This window comes from Limosilactobacillus portuensis (genome assembly GCF_028607025.1).
In the GTDB taxonomy this organism is placed as follows: Bacteria; Bacillota; Bacilli; order Lactobacillales; family Lactobacillaceae; genus Limosilactobacillus; species Limosilactobacillus portuensis.
On record NZ_CP117296.1, the window covers coordinates 315,521 to 331,179 of the forward strand.

Annotated in this window: 16 protein-coding genes; 14 read left to right on the plus strand and 2 right to left on the minus strand. The window is 40.7% G+C overall.

Annotated elements, in window-relative coordinates; translation table 11 throughout:
* The first annotated feature begins 85 nt into the window (after positions 1–85).
* Positions 86–1,303, plus strand: coding sequence for a DUF998 domain-containing protein (locus PRK60_RS01395; protein ID WP_102168792.1), 1,218 nt, complete (start codon positions 86–88; stop codon positions 1,301–1,303).
* On the opposite strand, the gene PRK60_RS01400 is transcribed toward PRK60_RS01395, so the two are convergent.
* Positions 1,259–1,783, minus strand: a complete 525-nt coding sequence (locus PRK60_RS01400; protein WP_273646176.1) for a prepilin peptidase — start codon at positions 1,781–1,783, stop codon at positions 1,259–1,261. The two genes, PRK60_RS01395 and PRK60_RS01400, sit on opposite strands and share 45 nt — an antisense overlap.
* A 428-nt stretch (positions 1,784–2,211) precedes the next feature.
* On the opposite strand from PRK60_RS01400, the gene rpsL reads away from it, so the two are divergent.
* From rpsL to PRK60_RS01425, 5 genes are all read left to right on the plus strand, one after another.
* Positions 2,212–2,631 carry a 30S ribosomal protein S12 gene (rpsL, locus tag PRK60_RS01405; RefSeq protein ID WP_040530789.1) on the plus strand — a complete coding sequence of 140 codons (420 nt, stop codon included), beginning with the start codon at positions 2,212–2,214 and terminating at the stop codon, positions 2,629–2,631.
* A 21-nt stretch (positions 2,632–2,652) separates the two neighbouring features.
* The gene (rpsG, locus tag PRK60_RS01410) at positions 2,653–3,123 is read left to right on the plus strand and encodes a 30S ribosomal protein S7 (protein ID WP_003716646.1); all 471 of its coding nucleotides are present in this window, start codon (positions 2,653–2,655) and stop codon (positions 3,121–3,123) included.
* A 139-nt stretch (positions 3,124–3,262) separates the two neighbouring features.
* Positions 3,263–5,347, plus strand: a complete 2,085-nt coding sequence (gene fusA / locus PRK60_RS01415; RefSeq protein ID WP_102168790.1) for an elongation factor G — start codon at positions 3,263–3,265, stop codon at positions 5,345–5,347.
* Between the two features lie 155 nt (positions 5,348–5,502).
* A complete protein-coding gene (guaD, locus tag PRK60_RS01420) occupies positions 5,503–6,843 on the plus strand; it encodes a guanine deaminase (protein WP_273646177.1) in 1,341 nt (446 codons plus the stop codon).
* Between the two features lie 14 nt (positions 6,844–6,857).
* Entirely contained in the window at positions 6,858–8,183 is a 1,326-nt protein-coding gene (locus PRK60_RS01425) for a uracil-xanthine permease family protein (RefSeq protein ID WP_102168788.1), read from the plus strand.
* 64 nt (positions 8,184–8,247) lie between these two features.
* Here PRK60_RS01425 and PRK60_RS01430 read toward each other — a convergent pair whose 3' ends face one another.
* Entirely contained in the window at positions 8,248–11,142 is a 2,895-nt protein-coding gene (locus PRK60_RS01430) for a YfhO family protein (RefSeq protein ID WP_273646178.1), read from the minus strand.
* Positions 11,143–11,485: 343 nt separating this feature from the next.
* Here PRK60_RS01430 and rpsJ point away from each other — a divergent pair, with 343 nt between their 5' ends.
* Genes rpsJ through rpsC form a run of 8 tightly spaced genes read left to right on the plus strand, consistent with a single transcriptional unit; the run spans position 11,486 to position 15,658 of the window.
* Positions 11,486–11,794 carry a 30S ribosomal protein S10 gene (rpsJ, locus tag PRK60_RS01435; protein WP_003716651.1) on the plus strand — a complete coding sequence of 103 codons (309 nt, stop codon included), beginning with the start codon at positions 11,486–11,488 and terminating at the stop codon, positions 11,792–11,794.
* Positions 11,795–11,831: 37 nt separating this feature from the next.
* Positions 11,832–12,494 carry a 50S ribosomal protein L3 gene (rplC, locus tag PRK60_RS01440; RefSeq protein WP_003716652.1) on the plus strand — a complete coding sequence of 221 codons (663 nt, stop codon included), beginning with the start codon at positions 11,832–11,834 and terminating at the stop codon, positions 12,492–12,494.
* A 22-nt stretch (positions 12,495–12,516) separates the two neighbouring features.
* On the plus strand, positions 12,517–13,140 hold the full coding sequence (gene rplD / locus PRK60_RS01445) for a 50S ribosomal protein L4 (RefSeq protein WP_102168786.1): 624 nt from the start codon (positions 12,517–12,519) through the stop codon (positions 13,138–13,140).
* Positions 13,140–13,433 (plus strand): 50S ribosomal protein L23, encoded by a 294-nt coding sequence (gene rplW / locus PRK60_RS01450; protein WP_102168785.1) that lies wholly within the window; start codon positions 13,140–13,142, stop codon positions 13,431–13,433. The genes rplD and rplW overlap by 1 nt, the downstream gene beginning before the upstream one ends.
* A 25-nt stretch (positions 13,434–13,458) precedes the next feature.
* Positions 13,459–14,304: a 50S ribosomal protein L2 gene (rplB, locus tag PRK60_RS01455; protein WP_102168784.1), complete on the plus strand. Its 846-nt coding sequence runs from the start codon at positions 13,459–13,461 to the stop codon at positions 14,302–14,304.
* A gap of 40 nt (positions 14,305–14,344) precedes the next feature.
* Entirely contained in the window at positions 14,345–14,620 is a 276-nt protein-coding gene (gene rpsS, locus PRK60_RS01460) for a 30S ribosomal protein S19 (protein WP_003716656.1), read from the plus strand.
* Between the two features lie 18 nt (positions 14,621–14,638).
* Positions 14,639–14,986: a 50S ribosomal protein L22 gene (rplV, locus tag PRK60_RS01465; protein WP_003716657.1), complete on the plus strand. Its 348-nt coding sequence runs from the start codon at positions 14,639–14,641 to the stop codon at positions 14,984–14,986.
* A gap of 12 nt (positions 14,987–14,998) precedes the next feature.
* Positions 14,999–15,658 (plus strand): 30S ribosomal protein S3, encoded by a 660-nt coding sequence (gene rpsC / locus PRK60_RS01470; RefSeq protein WP_003716658.1) that lies wholly within the window; start codon positions 14,999–15,001, stop codon positions 15,656–15,658.
* Position 15,659: the final 1 nt, after the last annotated feature.

A 15,659-nucleotide genomic window follows, 5' to 3' on the forward strand; every position in this document is an offset into this window, starting at 1 on the left:
CCTTTTTGCTATTTTAAATATTGAAAATGAGAGAGGAGAACTGTAGCTAAAAGACTATGGTTCTTTGTTACTATTGGGAGAAAAAATGTCAAAGAAATATACTATTGAAATTCCATCATCAGCTATGGAAAAAACAGGTTTTACTGCCAACGAACAACTAGAATTAAATGTTAACCATAATGAAATTACCATTAGGCCTTCACGAGTAATCGATCAATTGCCCAAAATTAGGCTATATTGGTATATTTTACCAGCCTTCCTTTTAACGATTGGCTTTTTTATGTTCTGTTACGAACATCATATGAAAACTGTTCCGATCACCGGTGATTATTCAATTGCTAACGGTGCAACGTTATTAAGTCTGGTAAGTGGTTTGTTTGTTTTTGTAATTAGCTTTATTGTTACAAAATTGCGAAATACTGGACCAACGAAAAATATTTACTGGCGAAGTTTGCCGACAATTACCATTGCTTGCGGACTAATCATTGCTTTTTCTTTTTCAGCTTTCTTCTGGCTATTAGAAAAGTTATTTACGGATGCACGATTTGATATTTATACGTCGACTACCTTTGTCTTTGTGATCGTTGCTGTGATCAATTACTTAATGATTAATCTCGCGCTGACTCTCTCTTCGGCGATTATCACTAATCTATTGACGATAATGATTATTGGTGGAATGTTATTTTCGATGTTAACCAATTCTACTCGTGATTGGTGGAAATATAATTTTAGTTTTTTAGGAACAGCCAAGAACTCAGCTAATTTACAATTTAACGTGACCTTGATATTTTCGGGATTGTTAATGATGGCGTTAGTTGATTATCTCTTTGTCAACCTGCAACAAAAGTATCCGGGGATTAAAACTCAATTATTACGGTGGCTACTATATGGAGAAGCAGCTTGTATTGCTGCAATTGGATTGTTCCCTAATAATCCTAAATTCCACATTCTCCATGACCGAATTTCAATGTGGCTAGTTTACATTATGTTAATTTTAATTGTTGCTATTCGCTGGATCCTTCCAGAGGTTACTAAGCAATTTTTGGTTACTTCCTATGTAATTGGGGCAGTGATGGGAGCAGAGTATATAATCTTCAAACTAGCTAATTATTTATCACTAACGGCTTTTGAGCTAATTGAGTTTGCCCTTTCATTCTCGTGGTTATTATTACTACTACAAAATATTGAAAATCTTGCTCAATATGGCGAACGACTATTTCTTGTTAAAATCAAAAACAGTTCTACAGAAGAAGAAACACTAGTTGGAACAGAAAAGCAGCCTCAGGATGAAGCCAAGCGCTAATCCGGGAATCAGGGGCAGCTTGCTGTTCCTTTTTATTAAAGCTGGAATTAGTGTTAGTAGGCACCCAATTAAAACAATTTGGGCTGTTAGTTCCCAGCCTCCAATCAGGTCAGTCATGAGAATGAATTCAATATCGCCCGTTCCCAGTCCCTTAGTAATATGCTGTAATCCAAAAAAGAAGAATCCCATTATAACTAATTCAACCACGACTTTACCGATTGAAAATGAGTGGCGTGGTAGAACGAGAAGAAGTGGAAGTAACCCAATTAATGCAATTGGGTAGATTACCTGGCTAACAAAATCGGTTGTTGAAAGGTATAAAAGTGTGAGAATGACAATGGTAAAAATCAGATTATGGTACCAGGAGGAAGTGAACGTCTTAGCCGTGACAAGAATAATCATGAGTTCTGATAATGGAAAGAATGCTGAAATTTGAGTTCCACACCAATGGCAACGTCCCCGTTGAATGATGAAGCCCATGATCGGAATAAGCTGCCACCAACTGAGAGGATGATGGCAAAAATCACAAACGGAATACTTGGGGGACTATGGTAACTGGCCATTAAGTTGTCGTTGGCCACAGAGGGTAACGAAAGAGGCTAGGGTAGTAAGAATAGCACAATTGATAAACGTAAAGAACAATCAAATCATCTCCAAAAAGTTTCTCTATAAATCTATAACGTAAAAATTGTGAAATGATCTTTGGAAAAGTTAACGAGACTTCGTTGACATTATTGAATGACCGTGATAGTCTATTAAAGGTGCTTTTTATAGCAACGTCGGTGTCTGTCGTTGGGCAGACTTTGCGTCAACGAAGGCACATAATTTAATAACATCCAAGTACTTTTTTTATTCATAAAAAAGAACCACCTGGATGTGTGGACTTAAAACTAGGAAGGGGAAAAATTATGCCAACCATTAACCAATTGGTACGTAAAGGCCGGAAGAGCCACAAGGGCAAGTCAAAGTCACCAGCTCTTGGATATGTTTACAACACATTTAAGAAGGAAGAAGTTAAGACTCCATCACCACAAAAGCGTGGAGTTGCTACCCGTGTCGGTACTATGACACCTAAGAAGCCTAACTCAGCTTTGCGGAAGTACGCCCGTGTACGTCTTTCAAACTTGATTGAAGTTACTGCTTACATCCCTGGTATTGGTCACAACCTCCAAGAACACTCAGTTGTTTTAATTCGTGGTGGTCGTGTTAAGGATTTGCCTGGGGTTCGTTACCACATCGTTCGTGGTACTCTTGATACTGCCGGTGTTGAAGGACGGATGCAATCACGTTCTAAGTATGGTACCAAGAAGCCTAAGGACAAGAAGTAAAATATTAGGAGGGATTAAGTAATGCCACGTAAAGGACATGTACAAAAGCGTGAAATTTTACCAGATCCAATGTACAACTCAAAGTTGGTTACCAGCTTGATTGACCACTTGATGATCGATGGTAAGCGCGGAACTGCTACTAAGATTTTGTATGCAGCATTTGATGAAATTAAGAATGAAACAGGTAACAACCCTGTAGAAGTTTTCGAACAAGCTATGGAAAACGTTATGCCTGTTCTTGAAGTTAAGGCTCGTCGTGTTGGTGGTTCAAACTACCAAGTTCCAATCGAAGTTCGTCCAGAACGTCGGACCACTTTAGGTCTTCGTTGGATTGTTCAATACGCACGGTTGCGTGGTGAACACACAATGGTTGAACGTCTTGCACGTGAAATCATCGATGCTTCAAACAACACTGGTGCCTCAGTTAAGAAGCGTGAAGATACTCACCGTATGGCTGAAGCCAACCGTGCTTTCGCACACTACCGTTGGTAATCACTGCGAATTGAAACCGGTTGTCTAACCAGTTACAATATAGGGGTGACGTAGATTATTTGAATAACCGTCATCCCTTTTTCTAAATAAAGTTTGATTTTTGAAATAACCATATTCTGGAAGGAGATACACTTTTAAGATGGCTAACAAACGTGAATACCCTCTTGACAAGACTCGTAACATCGGTATCATGGCCCACATCGATGCCGGTAAGACGACTGCCACTGAACGGATTCTTTACTACACTGGCAAGATTCACAAAATTGGTGAAACCCACGATGGTGCTTCACAAATGGACTGGATGGATGAAGAAAAGGAACGTGGTATCACTATCACTTCTGCAGCCACTACTGCCGTTTGGAAGGATTACCGGATTAACATTATCGATACCCCAGGACACGTGGACTTCACTGTCGAAGTTGAACGTGCACTTCGGGTTCTTGATGGTGCCGTAACTGTTCTTGATGCCCAAGCTGGTGTTGAACCACAAACCGAAACTGTTTGGCGTCAAGCTGATGACTTTAACGTTCCACGGATTGTGTTTGCTAACAAGATGGACAAAGTTGGTGCCAACTTTGACTACTCAGTTCAAACTATTAAGGATCGTTTGAACGTTACTCCATTACCAATCCAAATGCCAATTGGTGCCGAAGATACTTTCTCCGGTGTTGTTGACCTAGTTAAGATGGTTGCTTATGTTTATGACGAAGATAAGCTTGGTACTAACTGGGACACTGTTGATATTCCTGATGACATGAAGGAAGAAGCACAAAAGCGTCACGATGCCTTGATCGAAACCTTAGCCGATATTGATGACAACATCATGGAAAAGTACCTTGAAGGTGACGAAATTTCTGTTGACGAAATTAAGGCTGCTATTCGTAAGGGTACTTTGGAACAAAAGCTCTTCCCTGTATTAGCTGGTTCAGCTTACAAGGATAAGGGTATCCAAATGATGCTTGATGCTGTTATTGACTACTTACCATCACCACTTGATGTTAAGCCATTCGTTGCTCACGATGCTGATGGTAATGAAGTTGAATTAACTGCCGGTGATAACAAGCCATTTGCCGCTTTGGCATTTAAGATTGCTACCGACCCATTCGTTGGTCGTTTGACATTCTTACGGGTTTACACTGGTTCACTTCAATCAGGTTCATATGTTCTTAACGCAACTAAGGACAAGCGTGAACGGATTGGTCGTTTGCTTCAAATGCACTCTAACCAACAACACGAAATTCCAGAAGTATTCTCTGGTGATATTGCCGCTGCTATTGGTTTGAAGAACACTACTACTGGTGATTCATTGACTGATCCTGATCACCCACTTCAACTTGAATCAATGGACTTCCCTGACCCAGTTATCCAAGTTTCTGTTGAACCTAAGTCTAAGGCTGACCAAGATAAGATGGACAAGGGTCTCCAAAAGTTGGCTGAAGAAGATCCAACCTTTAAGGCTGAAACTAACCCAGAAACTGGTGAAACTTTGATCGCCGGAATGGGTGAACTTCACTTGGACATCATTGTTGAACGTCTTCGTCGTGAATTCCACGCCGAAGTTACTGTTGGTAAGCCACAAGTTTCTTACCGTGAAGCATTTACTAAGAAGGTATCTGCACAAGGTAAGTTCGTTCGTCAATCTGGTGGTAAAGGTCAATACGGTGATGTATGGATTGAATTTACACCACTTGAAGAAGGTAAGGGCTTTGAATTCGAAGATGCCATCGTTGGTGGTGTTGTTCCTCGTGAATTCATTCCTGCCGTTGAACAAGGTTTGAAGGAAGCTATGCAAAACGGTGTATTAGCAGGTTACCCACTTGTTGATATGCACGCTAAGCTTTACGATGGTAGTTACCACGAAGTCGACTCTAGTGAAGCCGCCTTCAAGGTTGCTGCATCACTCGCATTGAAGAATGCTGCTAAGAAAGCAGATCCAGTTATCCTTGAACCTATTATGAAGGTTGACATCGTTGTTCCTGAAGAAAACATGGGTGACGTTATGGGTCAAGTTACTGCTCGTCGTGGTACCATTGATGGTATGGAAGAACGTGGTAACGCTCAACAAATCCACTCATTTGTTCCACTTTCAGAAATGTTCGGTTATGCTACTGCCCTTCGTTCTGCTACCCAGGGTCGTGGTACCTTTACTATGACTTTCGATCACTACTCAGCTGTTCCTAAGGCAGTTCAAGAAAAGATCATTAAGGAAAGCGGCAATAACTAATTATTATTGTCAATTATCCTTAGAGAGGACTTGAAGACGAATTAGTCTTCAAGTCCTTTTCTTATTCTTTAAATAAAAACGAATTATTAAGTGTTTACATTTAAAATAGTTCGTGTTAACCTAATGATACAAATTTATTGAAAGGAAATAATTTGATGGAGGAACTCGTTATTCACGGAACCTACTTTACTTCTAAAAATATAAATGAAGTAGAATCTCATGAAGATCATATAATTTGTATTGATCGTAGTGGAACTATAACACGAACGTTATCACCAACTAATGATGAGTATTCTCAAATACTAAATGATGCCCGGCAAGCGGAGAGGCTAATAGAATTAAAAGCTAACCAGTACTTATTGCCAGGGTTCATTGATCTTCACGTCCACGCTCCACAATGGCCCCAAGCAGGATTAGCACTTGATTTACCATTGGCTGATTGGTTGAATCACTATACTTTTCCGCTGGAAGCTAAGTTTGCTGATTCTCACTATGCTCGTCATGTTTATCAAGAGTTTGTTCACCAGCTACTCAGTCACGGCACTACTACTGCAATGATGTTTGGCACGATTCATAATGACGCCAACGTAGAGTTAGCCCGGCAATCGATTATGCAGGGATTACGTGCTTTTGTTGGTCAGGTTGTAATGGATAATCCAGAGCAGACACCGGATTATTACCAAAACCAATCGCCAGCAAGCGCTCTTCATGCAACGGAGCAATTTATTAAAGAGATCTTTGAATTAGCCAAGAGAAATTCATCAACAGTGGTTCCGGTGATTACACCACGGTTTGTGCCAAGCTGTACTGATGAAGCATTGACGGGCCTAGGTCAGCTTGCTAAACAGTATGATTTACCGATCCAGTCGCATTTAAGTGAAAGCGATTGGGAGCATGGGTATGCAATTAAACGATTTGGCATCCATGATACGGCAGTAATGGATCACTTCCATCTTTTAACAGAAAAATCAGTGATGGCTCATGGAACCCAACTAACTGCGGATGACTTAACGATTCTTCGACAAAGAGGAACTACGATTGCTCATTGCCCAATTTCAAATATTTATTTTGGTAATGGGGTTTTACCAGTTAGAAAAATGTTAGCTGATGGAAACTGCGTTGGCTTAGGGAGCGATATTTCAGGAGGCTATTCACCAAGTCTTTACCATAATATCCGGCAAGCAGTTAAGTCATCACAGATGCTTATGGATGGGGTTGATAGTTCTTTACCGCCGATGGTTCGTGGTGTTAAAGGCTCACGAATAACGATGGCAAATGCATTCTACTTGGCGACTGTTGGTGGGGCTAAAGCTTTTCAGCTAAAAGTTGGAAAAATTATTCCAGGTTTTCAAGCTGACTTTCAGATTGTCAATGCGCACCAAACATTAATGAAACTAACAAGCGCTGATATCTTTCAGCGATTAATGTATCAAACCGAACAGCAAGATATTCAAAGTGTTTATGTTGCTGGTAAAAAAGTTTATGGAAGAGAGTAGGAGGATTATCTTAAATGGATGAAAAGGCACAATTATTAATTGGACCTGATGAAAAGGTTCCAACCGGAGAAGCAGTATTACTTGGTTTACAACACGTTTTGGCAATGGACGTTTATGTTCCGCCAATTATTCTTGGTGGATTATTGGCAATGGGGGCAGCTGATTCCACAGGACTACTTCAAGCAACGTTTTTAGCTTGTGGGATTGGTACAATCTTGCAAACGGCTTACTTTATGAAAATGCCCGTGTCTCAAGGGCCGTCATTTGTCCCTTTAACCGCGGCTGCTGGGGTTGTTCTTGCTAGTGGTGGCCTTCATGGTGGTGGGATGTCAACATTAATGGGGGCATTACTTGTTGGTGCAATTCTGTTAATCCTGCTAGGCCTTAGTGGCTTCTTCCAAAAAATTATTAACCGGTTAGTTCCGGCTGTTGTTGGTGGAACAATTATTACTTGTGTTGGTTTATCACTAATCCCTTCAGCATTGAACGATAATATCTTTGAGGCTAAAGGGGATGTGTACCAAAATATGGAATTAGCAGGAATTACTGCTGCCATTTTAATTATTTGTGTGGCAATCAGTATTCGTTTCCCTAGGGTTCAAAAGTTATTTAAGACTGGCTCAATTGTAATTGCCTTGTTAGTGGGGACAGCAATCAGTGCTTCAATGGGACGCTTTGATGCTTCATCTGTTGCAGCAGCTCCATGGTTTAGTCTTCCTCAACGAACAATTTTTCACTGGGGGATTCACTTCGATATGACTGCTATTTTTACCTTCATTATTATTTATGCAATTCTAACTACTGAAACTACCGGAACTTGGTTTGCAATGGGTGCCGTAACAAATCATGAAATTACTGATAAGCAATGGAACCGGGGAATTATTGGTGAAGGTCTTAGTTGTTTAATCGCTACGATTACCGGGACAACACCTGTCACGGGATACTCTACGAACGCCGGAATCATTTCAATCACTGGTGTTGCCAGTAAGATTGTGTTTGTCGCCGCTGGGGTATGGTTTATTATTCTAGGATTTTGTACGAAGCTTTCAGCCTTTCTTGCAGCTATTCCGGCTCCAGTAATCGGTGGGGTTTTCGCTATCATTACTGTAACGATCATGTTAAATGGGTTAAATGTTATTCGAAACTTAAAGGTCCGAGAAAGTGACCTCTACATCATCGGATTGCCAATTGTGATTACAATTGCTTTAGTGTTAATTCCGCAAAAGATTGTTCATGGTGCACCACAAATGGTTCAATACCTTCTTGGTTCGCCAGTTGCAATGGCAGCAATTACGGCAATTGTTCTTAACCTTATAATGCCAAAGCGGGCTAAAATTTAATCTATTCTCTAGCCTAAAAAGGCTTCCTAGCGTCTAAATGACGTTGGGGAGCCTTTTCTAGTTATTATATTTTTTGGCGATTAAACATTATTAGTGAGATCAAAGCAGCTACTAGCGTCCAGATTAAACCAACGATGCTTATGATTAAGCCAGGACGGAAGCCAGGTAATTGATAAGTGAACGTTATCCGGTGTGTTCCGGCCGAAAGCGGAATTCCTAGAAATGCTTGGTTGGTTCTAACCGTCTTAACGGCTTTACCGTTTACAGTTGCCTGCCAACCACTCGAATAAGGAATCGAGGAGGTAAGGATTCCTTTTCTGCTAGTGCTGATCGTGCCTTGAATCTGGTTTTGACTAAACTTGAGATTACGTAAAGCATGGTTTTTAATTCTTGCCACCTGATTCTCGTAATGATTATCAAGCTTTTCAGCAACTACCTGGTACTTTAATTGATAAGTACCAAGTTTCGTTGGTTGAAATGAAAGATGATCTGGGAGACCGCCGGTATAGTAGCCAATATTTAATGTCGAATTTTTAACCTGCTTAAAGAATGAGAGAGTACTTTGCTTTGGCTGACTAATGGTTGCAGTACCAAAGCGACTGCCGACATTAATTTTAAAGCTAATATCAGGAGAGCCGTTAAGGACATGGTAACGCCAATAGCGATACTGGTTATATTTATGATTAACGCTACTGCCAGGATTAGTTGCCATCTGTTGGAGGTGTTCCTGCTCATACTTAAGCTGATCCTTCATTGAAAATGGGGTGAACTTAATTTGGCTAAACTCAATGTGAAGTTCAGAACCACGGAGCTTTTGTCTAAAAGCAGAGTTTGTTAATTGAGGAAGCTCAATCCGGTATTTTTCTTCGCTGTCCGTATACTTTAAGTTTTGGGGATTAACTTTATTCAATCGGTTTGATATTAAATTGCTCTTTAGTTTATAGACATGGTTATTAAGATTTGCGGCTTTCATCCCTTTAGTAACGTTTTCGTGATTAACCACCACCCCGCTTGCCAATGCTCGCTCTTTCTCGGTAGGGGACAGTCTATGGTAGCACTTCTGACTAATATAGCTATCTTGCCAGTAAATTAGTGGGAAAGCATTGTTTGATTTATAGCGATTTGTTTGGGTAGGAATAAAGTCTTTTTTGTCTTTGATATCGCTCGGTTGACCAGAATCGTAATTAATAATGGGTGTAGATGATTGATCCAGAAAATAACCAGCAGGAATCTTGGTAGCATTTTCGCTATCGCTTTGGACAAATAAGTATTTAACACCCAAAAAGTGATTGAGTACTGTTCGATCATCAACTTGACGAAGGGGAACGTTTGCTTGGTACTGATTGTTTTGCAAGCTTGTACTAAAATTACCTAAATATTGGTTTTGCAATGAATAATATGAATCAATATTATGAAGTCCGGAAGTAAGATCGTTATCAATAGTTGGAACATCAATAATTTGATTTTGACTAATTGTGGATACTCGGTAAGTAGGGGTACGAGTTAAGCCTTTATCAAGGCCACCATAACGCATTGCCATCATTTGTTGGTATTGTCCGCGGTTAAGCATCTTAGTACTAAAATCGCCGTTAAACGGGAATGATGCGTAGATCGCATTGAAACCTGCATTAAGAACGATAATTCCAAGAAGCCAAAGCTGGGGATGGTTAAGCCGATGGAAGTCAATTAGCCAGAGGAGGAGGAGTGAGGTTATGAGGAAAAGGAGGGGGATGACAATATCATTTTCGTTTTCAAAGAGAAACGTAACAAGGAGGATCATTACATAAATTCCCGTTGCTGAGGAAATAATTTTTAGCGAATGGCGAGAGAGTGAGGTAGCATTTTCAACCAATAGGCAAATTGCCATTGCTAAAGGAAGATAGATTAAGAGTGTCCAGCGATTCGAGGCAGCCATCATTCCGTTAAAGGCTGCACCAACAGCAGGAATAAGGAGCATGATAAGGGCAAGACCAAGGCTAATTGTAATTAATGGGTACTTTTTAGCATGGATATAGGCGTAGACAAGGGCAATGAAACCAATGGAGACAATTCCTAGAGCGCTCCAAAACATAAAGGACCATTGATCACCGTTGATTAGCTGCTTCGGTAAGAAAAGGTAATAATATAGTGGGTAAACCTTCAAGCCATTAGCAAATTGTGCTCCAAGCCGAGTTGAATGACTAACAGCAATCAGCTCCGGAATCCACATAATGGCTGACAAAAGTAAACTTGTGATAGTAGCAAAGGCTAATTTAATAAATACTTGGAGGTAATTAAGGTCCCGTAAGTACTTAGTTGTAACGCGGAGAATGAGGTAGATTAATGAACCAATCCCGAGAATAAATGCCAGGTAGTAGTTACTAATGAGCATCCACGTAAAGGCCCCAGTCAATGGCCATGCAGAACCGCCTTGTAAAATTCGTTCAATTTGAACCACAATTAATGGAAAAAGAATAAAAGGTGTTGTAAAGAACGGTTGGGCAACACAAGCATATAATAGGAAAGAATTTACTAAATAAGCAGTTGTTCCTGCGAGAATGGTAGTATTCTTAAATTTGAAATGCTGTGCAAAATAGACGAAGGATAAGCCAGCACAGTACATTCGAATAACGCTAATAAACTGGTAAGCTCGAGTGATTTCACGTGCAGGAAAGAGAAGGGCTAAATAGGAAAAAATATCTCCAATATTATAATAGGAAAAGACTTGAAAAGTATCTGATCCTAATCCAAATTGCCAGGACCAAAAATTAAGTTTTCCAGGATGATGGAGAAAGTTAACTACTGCTTGCCGGTACTGGGCTAAAAGAGGAAGGTGCTGATTCAGAGCGTCCTTACTCCAAATAATACTATGACCTGTTACTAAATATGTCCCAAAAATACACAGAGCAAGGAATAGAAAGAGAACCGTGTATTCGAGATATAATTTAGTAACGTTTTTTTTCTTAAACGAAAACTCCATAAGTAACTCCTTGATAAATAAATGTGCAATGATCATATTTTAGCATTTGTTAGTACAAACACGACCAAAACTAAAAAATATTGCAGAAAAATTTCGCGGCTGCAATCAACTTGTAAAGAAAAAAGTAAAATTAATTTCTCAAAAAGGTTGATATAACAATCATTCTTTAGTATTATGGATAGGTGCTTGAGTTCAAGAGGTATATTTTGTATACCCCCAACGAAATTAAGCTGCGAAGCGATGATGCGGAAGGTTGCGACACACCCGGCCGCTTTGCCACAGGATGTGGCGGTAATTTCCGCGGAGCTAGTCAAATTTTAAATCTGACGAAGGAGGGAATATAATGGCAAAACAAAAGATTCGTATTCGGTTAAAGGCTTATGAACACCGTATCCTTGATCAATCAGCAGACAAGATTGTTGAAACTGCAAAGCGTACAGGTGCTCAAATTTCAGGTCCTATCCCGTTACCAACTGAACGGACAATTTACACTGTTCTTCGTTCACCACACAAGTTTAAGAAGTCTCGGGAACAATTTGAAATGCGCACTCACAAGCGTTTGATTGATATTGTTGATCCAACACCAAAGACTGTTGATTCACTTATGAAGCTCGATCTTCCAAGTGGTGTTGATATCGAAATTAAGTTGTAATTATATTTTAAATTAAATTATTTTAGGAGGTGTACTCATGGCCAAAGGAATCTTAGGTAAAAAGGTTGGGATGACTCAAGTTTTTACTGACAACGGTGAATTGGTACCAGTTACTGTTATTGACGTAACACCAAACGTTGTTATGCAAATCAAGACTGTTGAAAACGATGGTTATAATGCCGTTCAACTTGGTTTTGATGACAAGCGTGAAATCTTGAGTAACAAGCCTGAACAAGGTCATGCAGCAAAAGCAAACACGACCCCTAAGCGCTTCATCGGTGAAATCCGTGACGCTGAATTAGGGGATGACATCAAGGTTGGAGACGAAGTTAAGGCTGATGTCTTCAATGAAGGTGAAACTGTCGACGTTACGGGTGTTACAAAGGGTCATGGTTACCAAGGTAACATTCACAAGGACAACCAATCACGTGGACCAATGTCACACGGTTCTCGTTATCACCGTCGTCCAGGTTCATTAGGACCAATTATTAACCGTGTCTTCAAGGGAATGAAGTTGCCAGGTCGTATGGGTGGCAAGACTGTCACTATGCAACACCTTGAAGTGGTTAAGGTTGATCTTGATAACAATGTTCTTTTAATTAAGGGTAACGTTCCTGGTGCTAACAAGTCATACGTTACTATTAAGAATTCTGTGAAGGCTAACACTAAGAAGAGCCTGAGCAAGCAACATAACAAATAATTAAGAAAGGAGGAAGTTAATAATGACTAGCGTTAATTTGTACAAGCAAGATGGTAGCCAAAACGGTACTATCGATTTGAATGCTGATATTTTCGGTGTTGAACCAAATGAAAATGCTGAGTTTGAAGCCATTCTTCGTCAACGCGCTTCAATGCGTCAAGGTACTCATGCCGTAAAGAACCGTTCAGCTGTTAGCGGTGGTGGTAAGAAGCCATGGCGTCAAAAGGGTACTGGTCGTGCTCGTCAAGGTTCAATCCGTTCACCACAATTCCGTGGTGGTGGTATTGTCTTCGGCCCAACTCCACGTTCTTACAAGTACAGCCTTCCCCGCAAGGTTCGTCAACTTGCTATTAAGTCTGCCCTTTCTCAAAAGGTTCTCGACAATGCTTTAGTTGTTGTTGATGCATTGAACTTTGATGCACCAAAGACTAAGGAATTTGCAGGAGTTATGGATAACCTTAAGGTTGCCGAAAAGGTACTGGTTGTTGTTACTGATGATGACAAGAACGCTGCTTTGTCTGCTCGCAACTTGGCAAATGCCACAGTTGTTACACCAGCTGGTGTTAACATCTTAAGTGTTGTTGACAGTCAAAAGATTGTCATCACTAAGTCAGCTCTTTCTCAAGTAGAGGAGGTGCTCGCATAATGGAAGCACGCGAAGTTATCTTACGTCCAGTAGTTACCGAAGCTTCAATGGCCGGTATGGACGACAAGCGTTACACATTCGATGTTGATTTACGAGCAACTAAGACACAAGTAAAGAATGCTGTTGAAGAAATCTTTGGTGTTAAGGTTGTTAGGGTAAACATCATGAACTTAAAGGGTAAGAAGAAGCGTCAAGGCCGTTACGTTGGTTACACTAAGCGTCGTCGTAAGGCTATTGTTACTTTATCTGCCGACTCAAATGAAATCAAGCTGTTTAATGACAGCGAAAACTAATCATTAGAAAAAGGAGGAAAACATAGTGGGAATTCGTAAGTACAAACCTACTACTAACGGTCGCCGTAATATGAACGGTTATGACTTTGCAGAAATTACAAAGTCAGCTCCAGAAAAGTCATTATTGGCTCCTTTGAAGCACAAGGCTGGTCGTAACAGTTACGGTCATATTACTGTTCGTCACCGTGGTGGTGGTGTAAAGCGTCAATACCGTATCATTGACTTCAAGCGGATTAAGGATAATGTACCTGCAACCGTAAAGGCAATTGAATATGATCCAAACCGGACTGCAAACATTGCTTTACTTGGTTATGCTGATGGTACTAAGTCATACATCTTGGCTCCAAAGGGTCTTAAGGTTGGCATGACTGTTCAATCTGGTCCAGATGCTGATATCAAGGTTGGTAATGCTCTTCCATTAAAGAACATTCCAGTTGGTACAGTTATTCACAACATTGAATTAAAGCCAGGCAAGGGTGGTCAATTAGCTCGTTCAGCTGGTGCTTCTGCTCAATTACTTGGTAAGGAAGAAAAATATGTACTTGTTCGTTTATCATCTGGTGAAGTTCGGATGGTTCTTGCAACTTGCCGTGCTACTATCGGTACTGTTGGTAATGATGAACATGCATTGCTGATTAAGGGTAAAGCTGGTCGTACTCGTTACGCTGGTCAACGTCCACATGTTCGTGGTTCTGTTATGAACCCTAATGATCACCCACATGGTGGTGGTGAAGGTAAGCAACCTGTTGGTTTACCATCTCCTCTATCTCCATGGGGTAAGAAGACTGCTGGTAAGAAGACCCGTTCACACAAAGCTCGTTCAAACAAGTTTATTGTTCGTGGTCGGAAGCGCGGTCCACACACTCGTTAAGATTAAATATCGCTTAAATACCCGAGAGGAGGTACACTAAATGGGTCGTAGTTTGAAGAAGGGACCTTTCGCTGACGCTTCTCTATTAAAGAAGGTTAAGGAACAAGAAGGTTCTGATAAGAAGACTGTCATCAAGACATGGTCACGTCGTTCAACAATTTTCCCAAGTTTTATCGGTTATACTTTTGCTGTATATGATGGTCGTAAGCACGTGCCAGTTTACGTACAAGAAGATATGGTTGGTCATAAACTTGGTGAATTTGTTCCAACACGGACTTTCCATGGTCACGCTACTGATGACAAGGCAACTAAGTAAGGAGGGTGAACAATAGACATGGCTGAAAACATTACATCCGCTAAGGCAACTGCTAAGATGGTTCGTGTTTCTGCACGTAAGGTTCGTCTTGTTTTAGACGCAATTCGCGGTAAAAGCGTTGCTGAAGCATTTGCTATTCTGAAGTTCACTCCTCGTGGTGCCGCTTCAGATGTTGAAAAAGTATTAAATTCTGCTGTTGCAAACGCTGAAAACAATTTTGACTTAGATCGTGCTTCACTTGTTGTTAGCGAAGCATTCGCAAACGAAGGACCAACCCTTAAGCGGTTCCGTCCACGTGCTAAGGGCTCCGCTTCACCAATTAACAAGCGGACTAGTCATATTACAGTGGTTGTTACAGAACGATAGGAGGAATGAATAGTGGGTCAAAAGATCAATCCTAATGGTTTTCGTGTTGGGGTCATTCGCGACTGGACTGCTAAGTGGTATGCAGAAAAAGATTTTGCAAACTACTTAAACGAAGACCTTCGGATCCGTAAGTACATTGAAAAGCGACTTGCTGATGCCTCAGTATCAACCGTTGAAATTGAACGTGCTGCTAACCGCGTAAACGTTTCAATTCATACTGCCAAGCCTGGTATGGTTATTGGTAAGGGTGGTTCAGAAGTTGAAGCACTTCGTAAGGAATTAAACAAGTTAACTGGTAAGCGTGTCCACATTAACATTGTGGAAATTAAGAAGCCAGACTTGGATGCTCACCTTGTTGGTGAAAGCATCGCTCGTCAATTGGAAGCACGTATCGCATTCCGTCGTGCAATGCGTGGTGCTATGCAACGTGCAATGCGTGCCGGTGCTAAGGGTATTAAAACTCAAGTTGCTGGTCGGTTGAATGGTGCAGATATGTCACGGGTTGAATCATACTCAGACGGAACTGTTCCTTTGCACACTTTGCGTGCCGACATTGATTACTCTTGGGATGAAGCAAATACTACATACGGTGTTCTTGGTGTAAAGACTTGGATTTACCGTGGTGAAGTTTTGCCAACCAAGAAGAACAACGATGAAGAAGGAGGGAAGTAAA

Bases quoted from the DNA above. Each gene is read 5' to 3' on its own strand.
- PRK60_RS01395 (WP_102168792.1), top strand. From the start codon at position 86: ATGTCAAAGAAATATACTATTGAAATTCCATCATCAGCTATGGAAAAA.
- PRK60_RS01400 (WP_273646176.1), bottom strand. From the start codon at position 1,783: ATGGGCTTCATCATTCAACGGGGACGTTGCCATTGGTGTGGAACTCAA.
- rpsL (WP_040530789.1), top strand. From the start codon at position 2,212: ATGCCAACCATTAACCAATTGGTACGTAAAGGCCGGAAGAGCCACAAG.
- rpsG (WP_003716646.1), top strand. From the start codon at position 2,653: ATGCCACGTAAAGGACATGTACAAAAGCGTGAAATTTTACCAGATCCA.
- fusA (WP_102168790.1), top strand. From the start codon at position 3,263: ATGGCTAACAAACGTGAATACCCTCTTGACAAGACTCGTAACATCGGT.
- guaD (WP_273646177.1), top strand. From the start codon at position 5,503: ATGGAGGAACTCGTTATTCACGGAACCTACTTTACTTCTAAAAATATA.
- PRK60_RS01425 (WP_102168788.1), top strand. From the start codon at position 6,858: ATGGATGAAAAGGCACAATTATTAATTGGACCTGATGAAAAGGTTCCA.
- PRK60_RS01430 (WP_273646178.1), bottom strand. From the start codon at position 11,142: ATGGAGTTTTCGTTTAAGAAAAAAAACGTTACTAAATTATATCTCGAA.
- rpsJ (WP_003716651.1), top strand. From the start codon at position 11,486: ATGGCAAAACAAAAGATTCGTATTCGGTTAAAGGCTTATGAACACCGT.
- rplC (WP_003716652.1), top strand. From the start codon at position 11,832: ATGGCCAAAGGAATCTTAGGTAAAAAGGTTGGGATGACTCAAGTTTTT.
- rplD (WP_102168786.1), top strand. From the start codon at position 12,517: ATGACTAGCGTTAATTTGTACAAGCAAGATGGTAGCCAAAACGGTACT.
- rplW (WP_102168785.1), top strand. From the start codon at position 13,140: ATGGAAGCACGCGAAGTTATCTTACGTCCAGTAGTTACCGAAGCTTCA.
- rpsS (WP_003716656.1), top strand. From the start codon at position 14,345: ATGGGTCGTAGTTTGAAGAAGGGACCTTTCGCTGACGCTTCTCTATTA.
- rplV (WP_003716657.1), top strand. From the start codon at position 14,639: ATGGCTGAAAACATTACATCCGCTAAGGCAACTGCTAAGATGGTTCGT.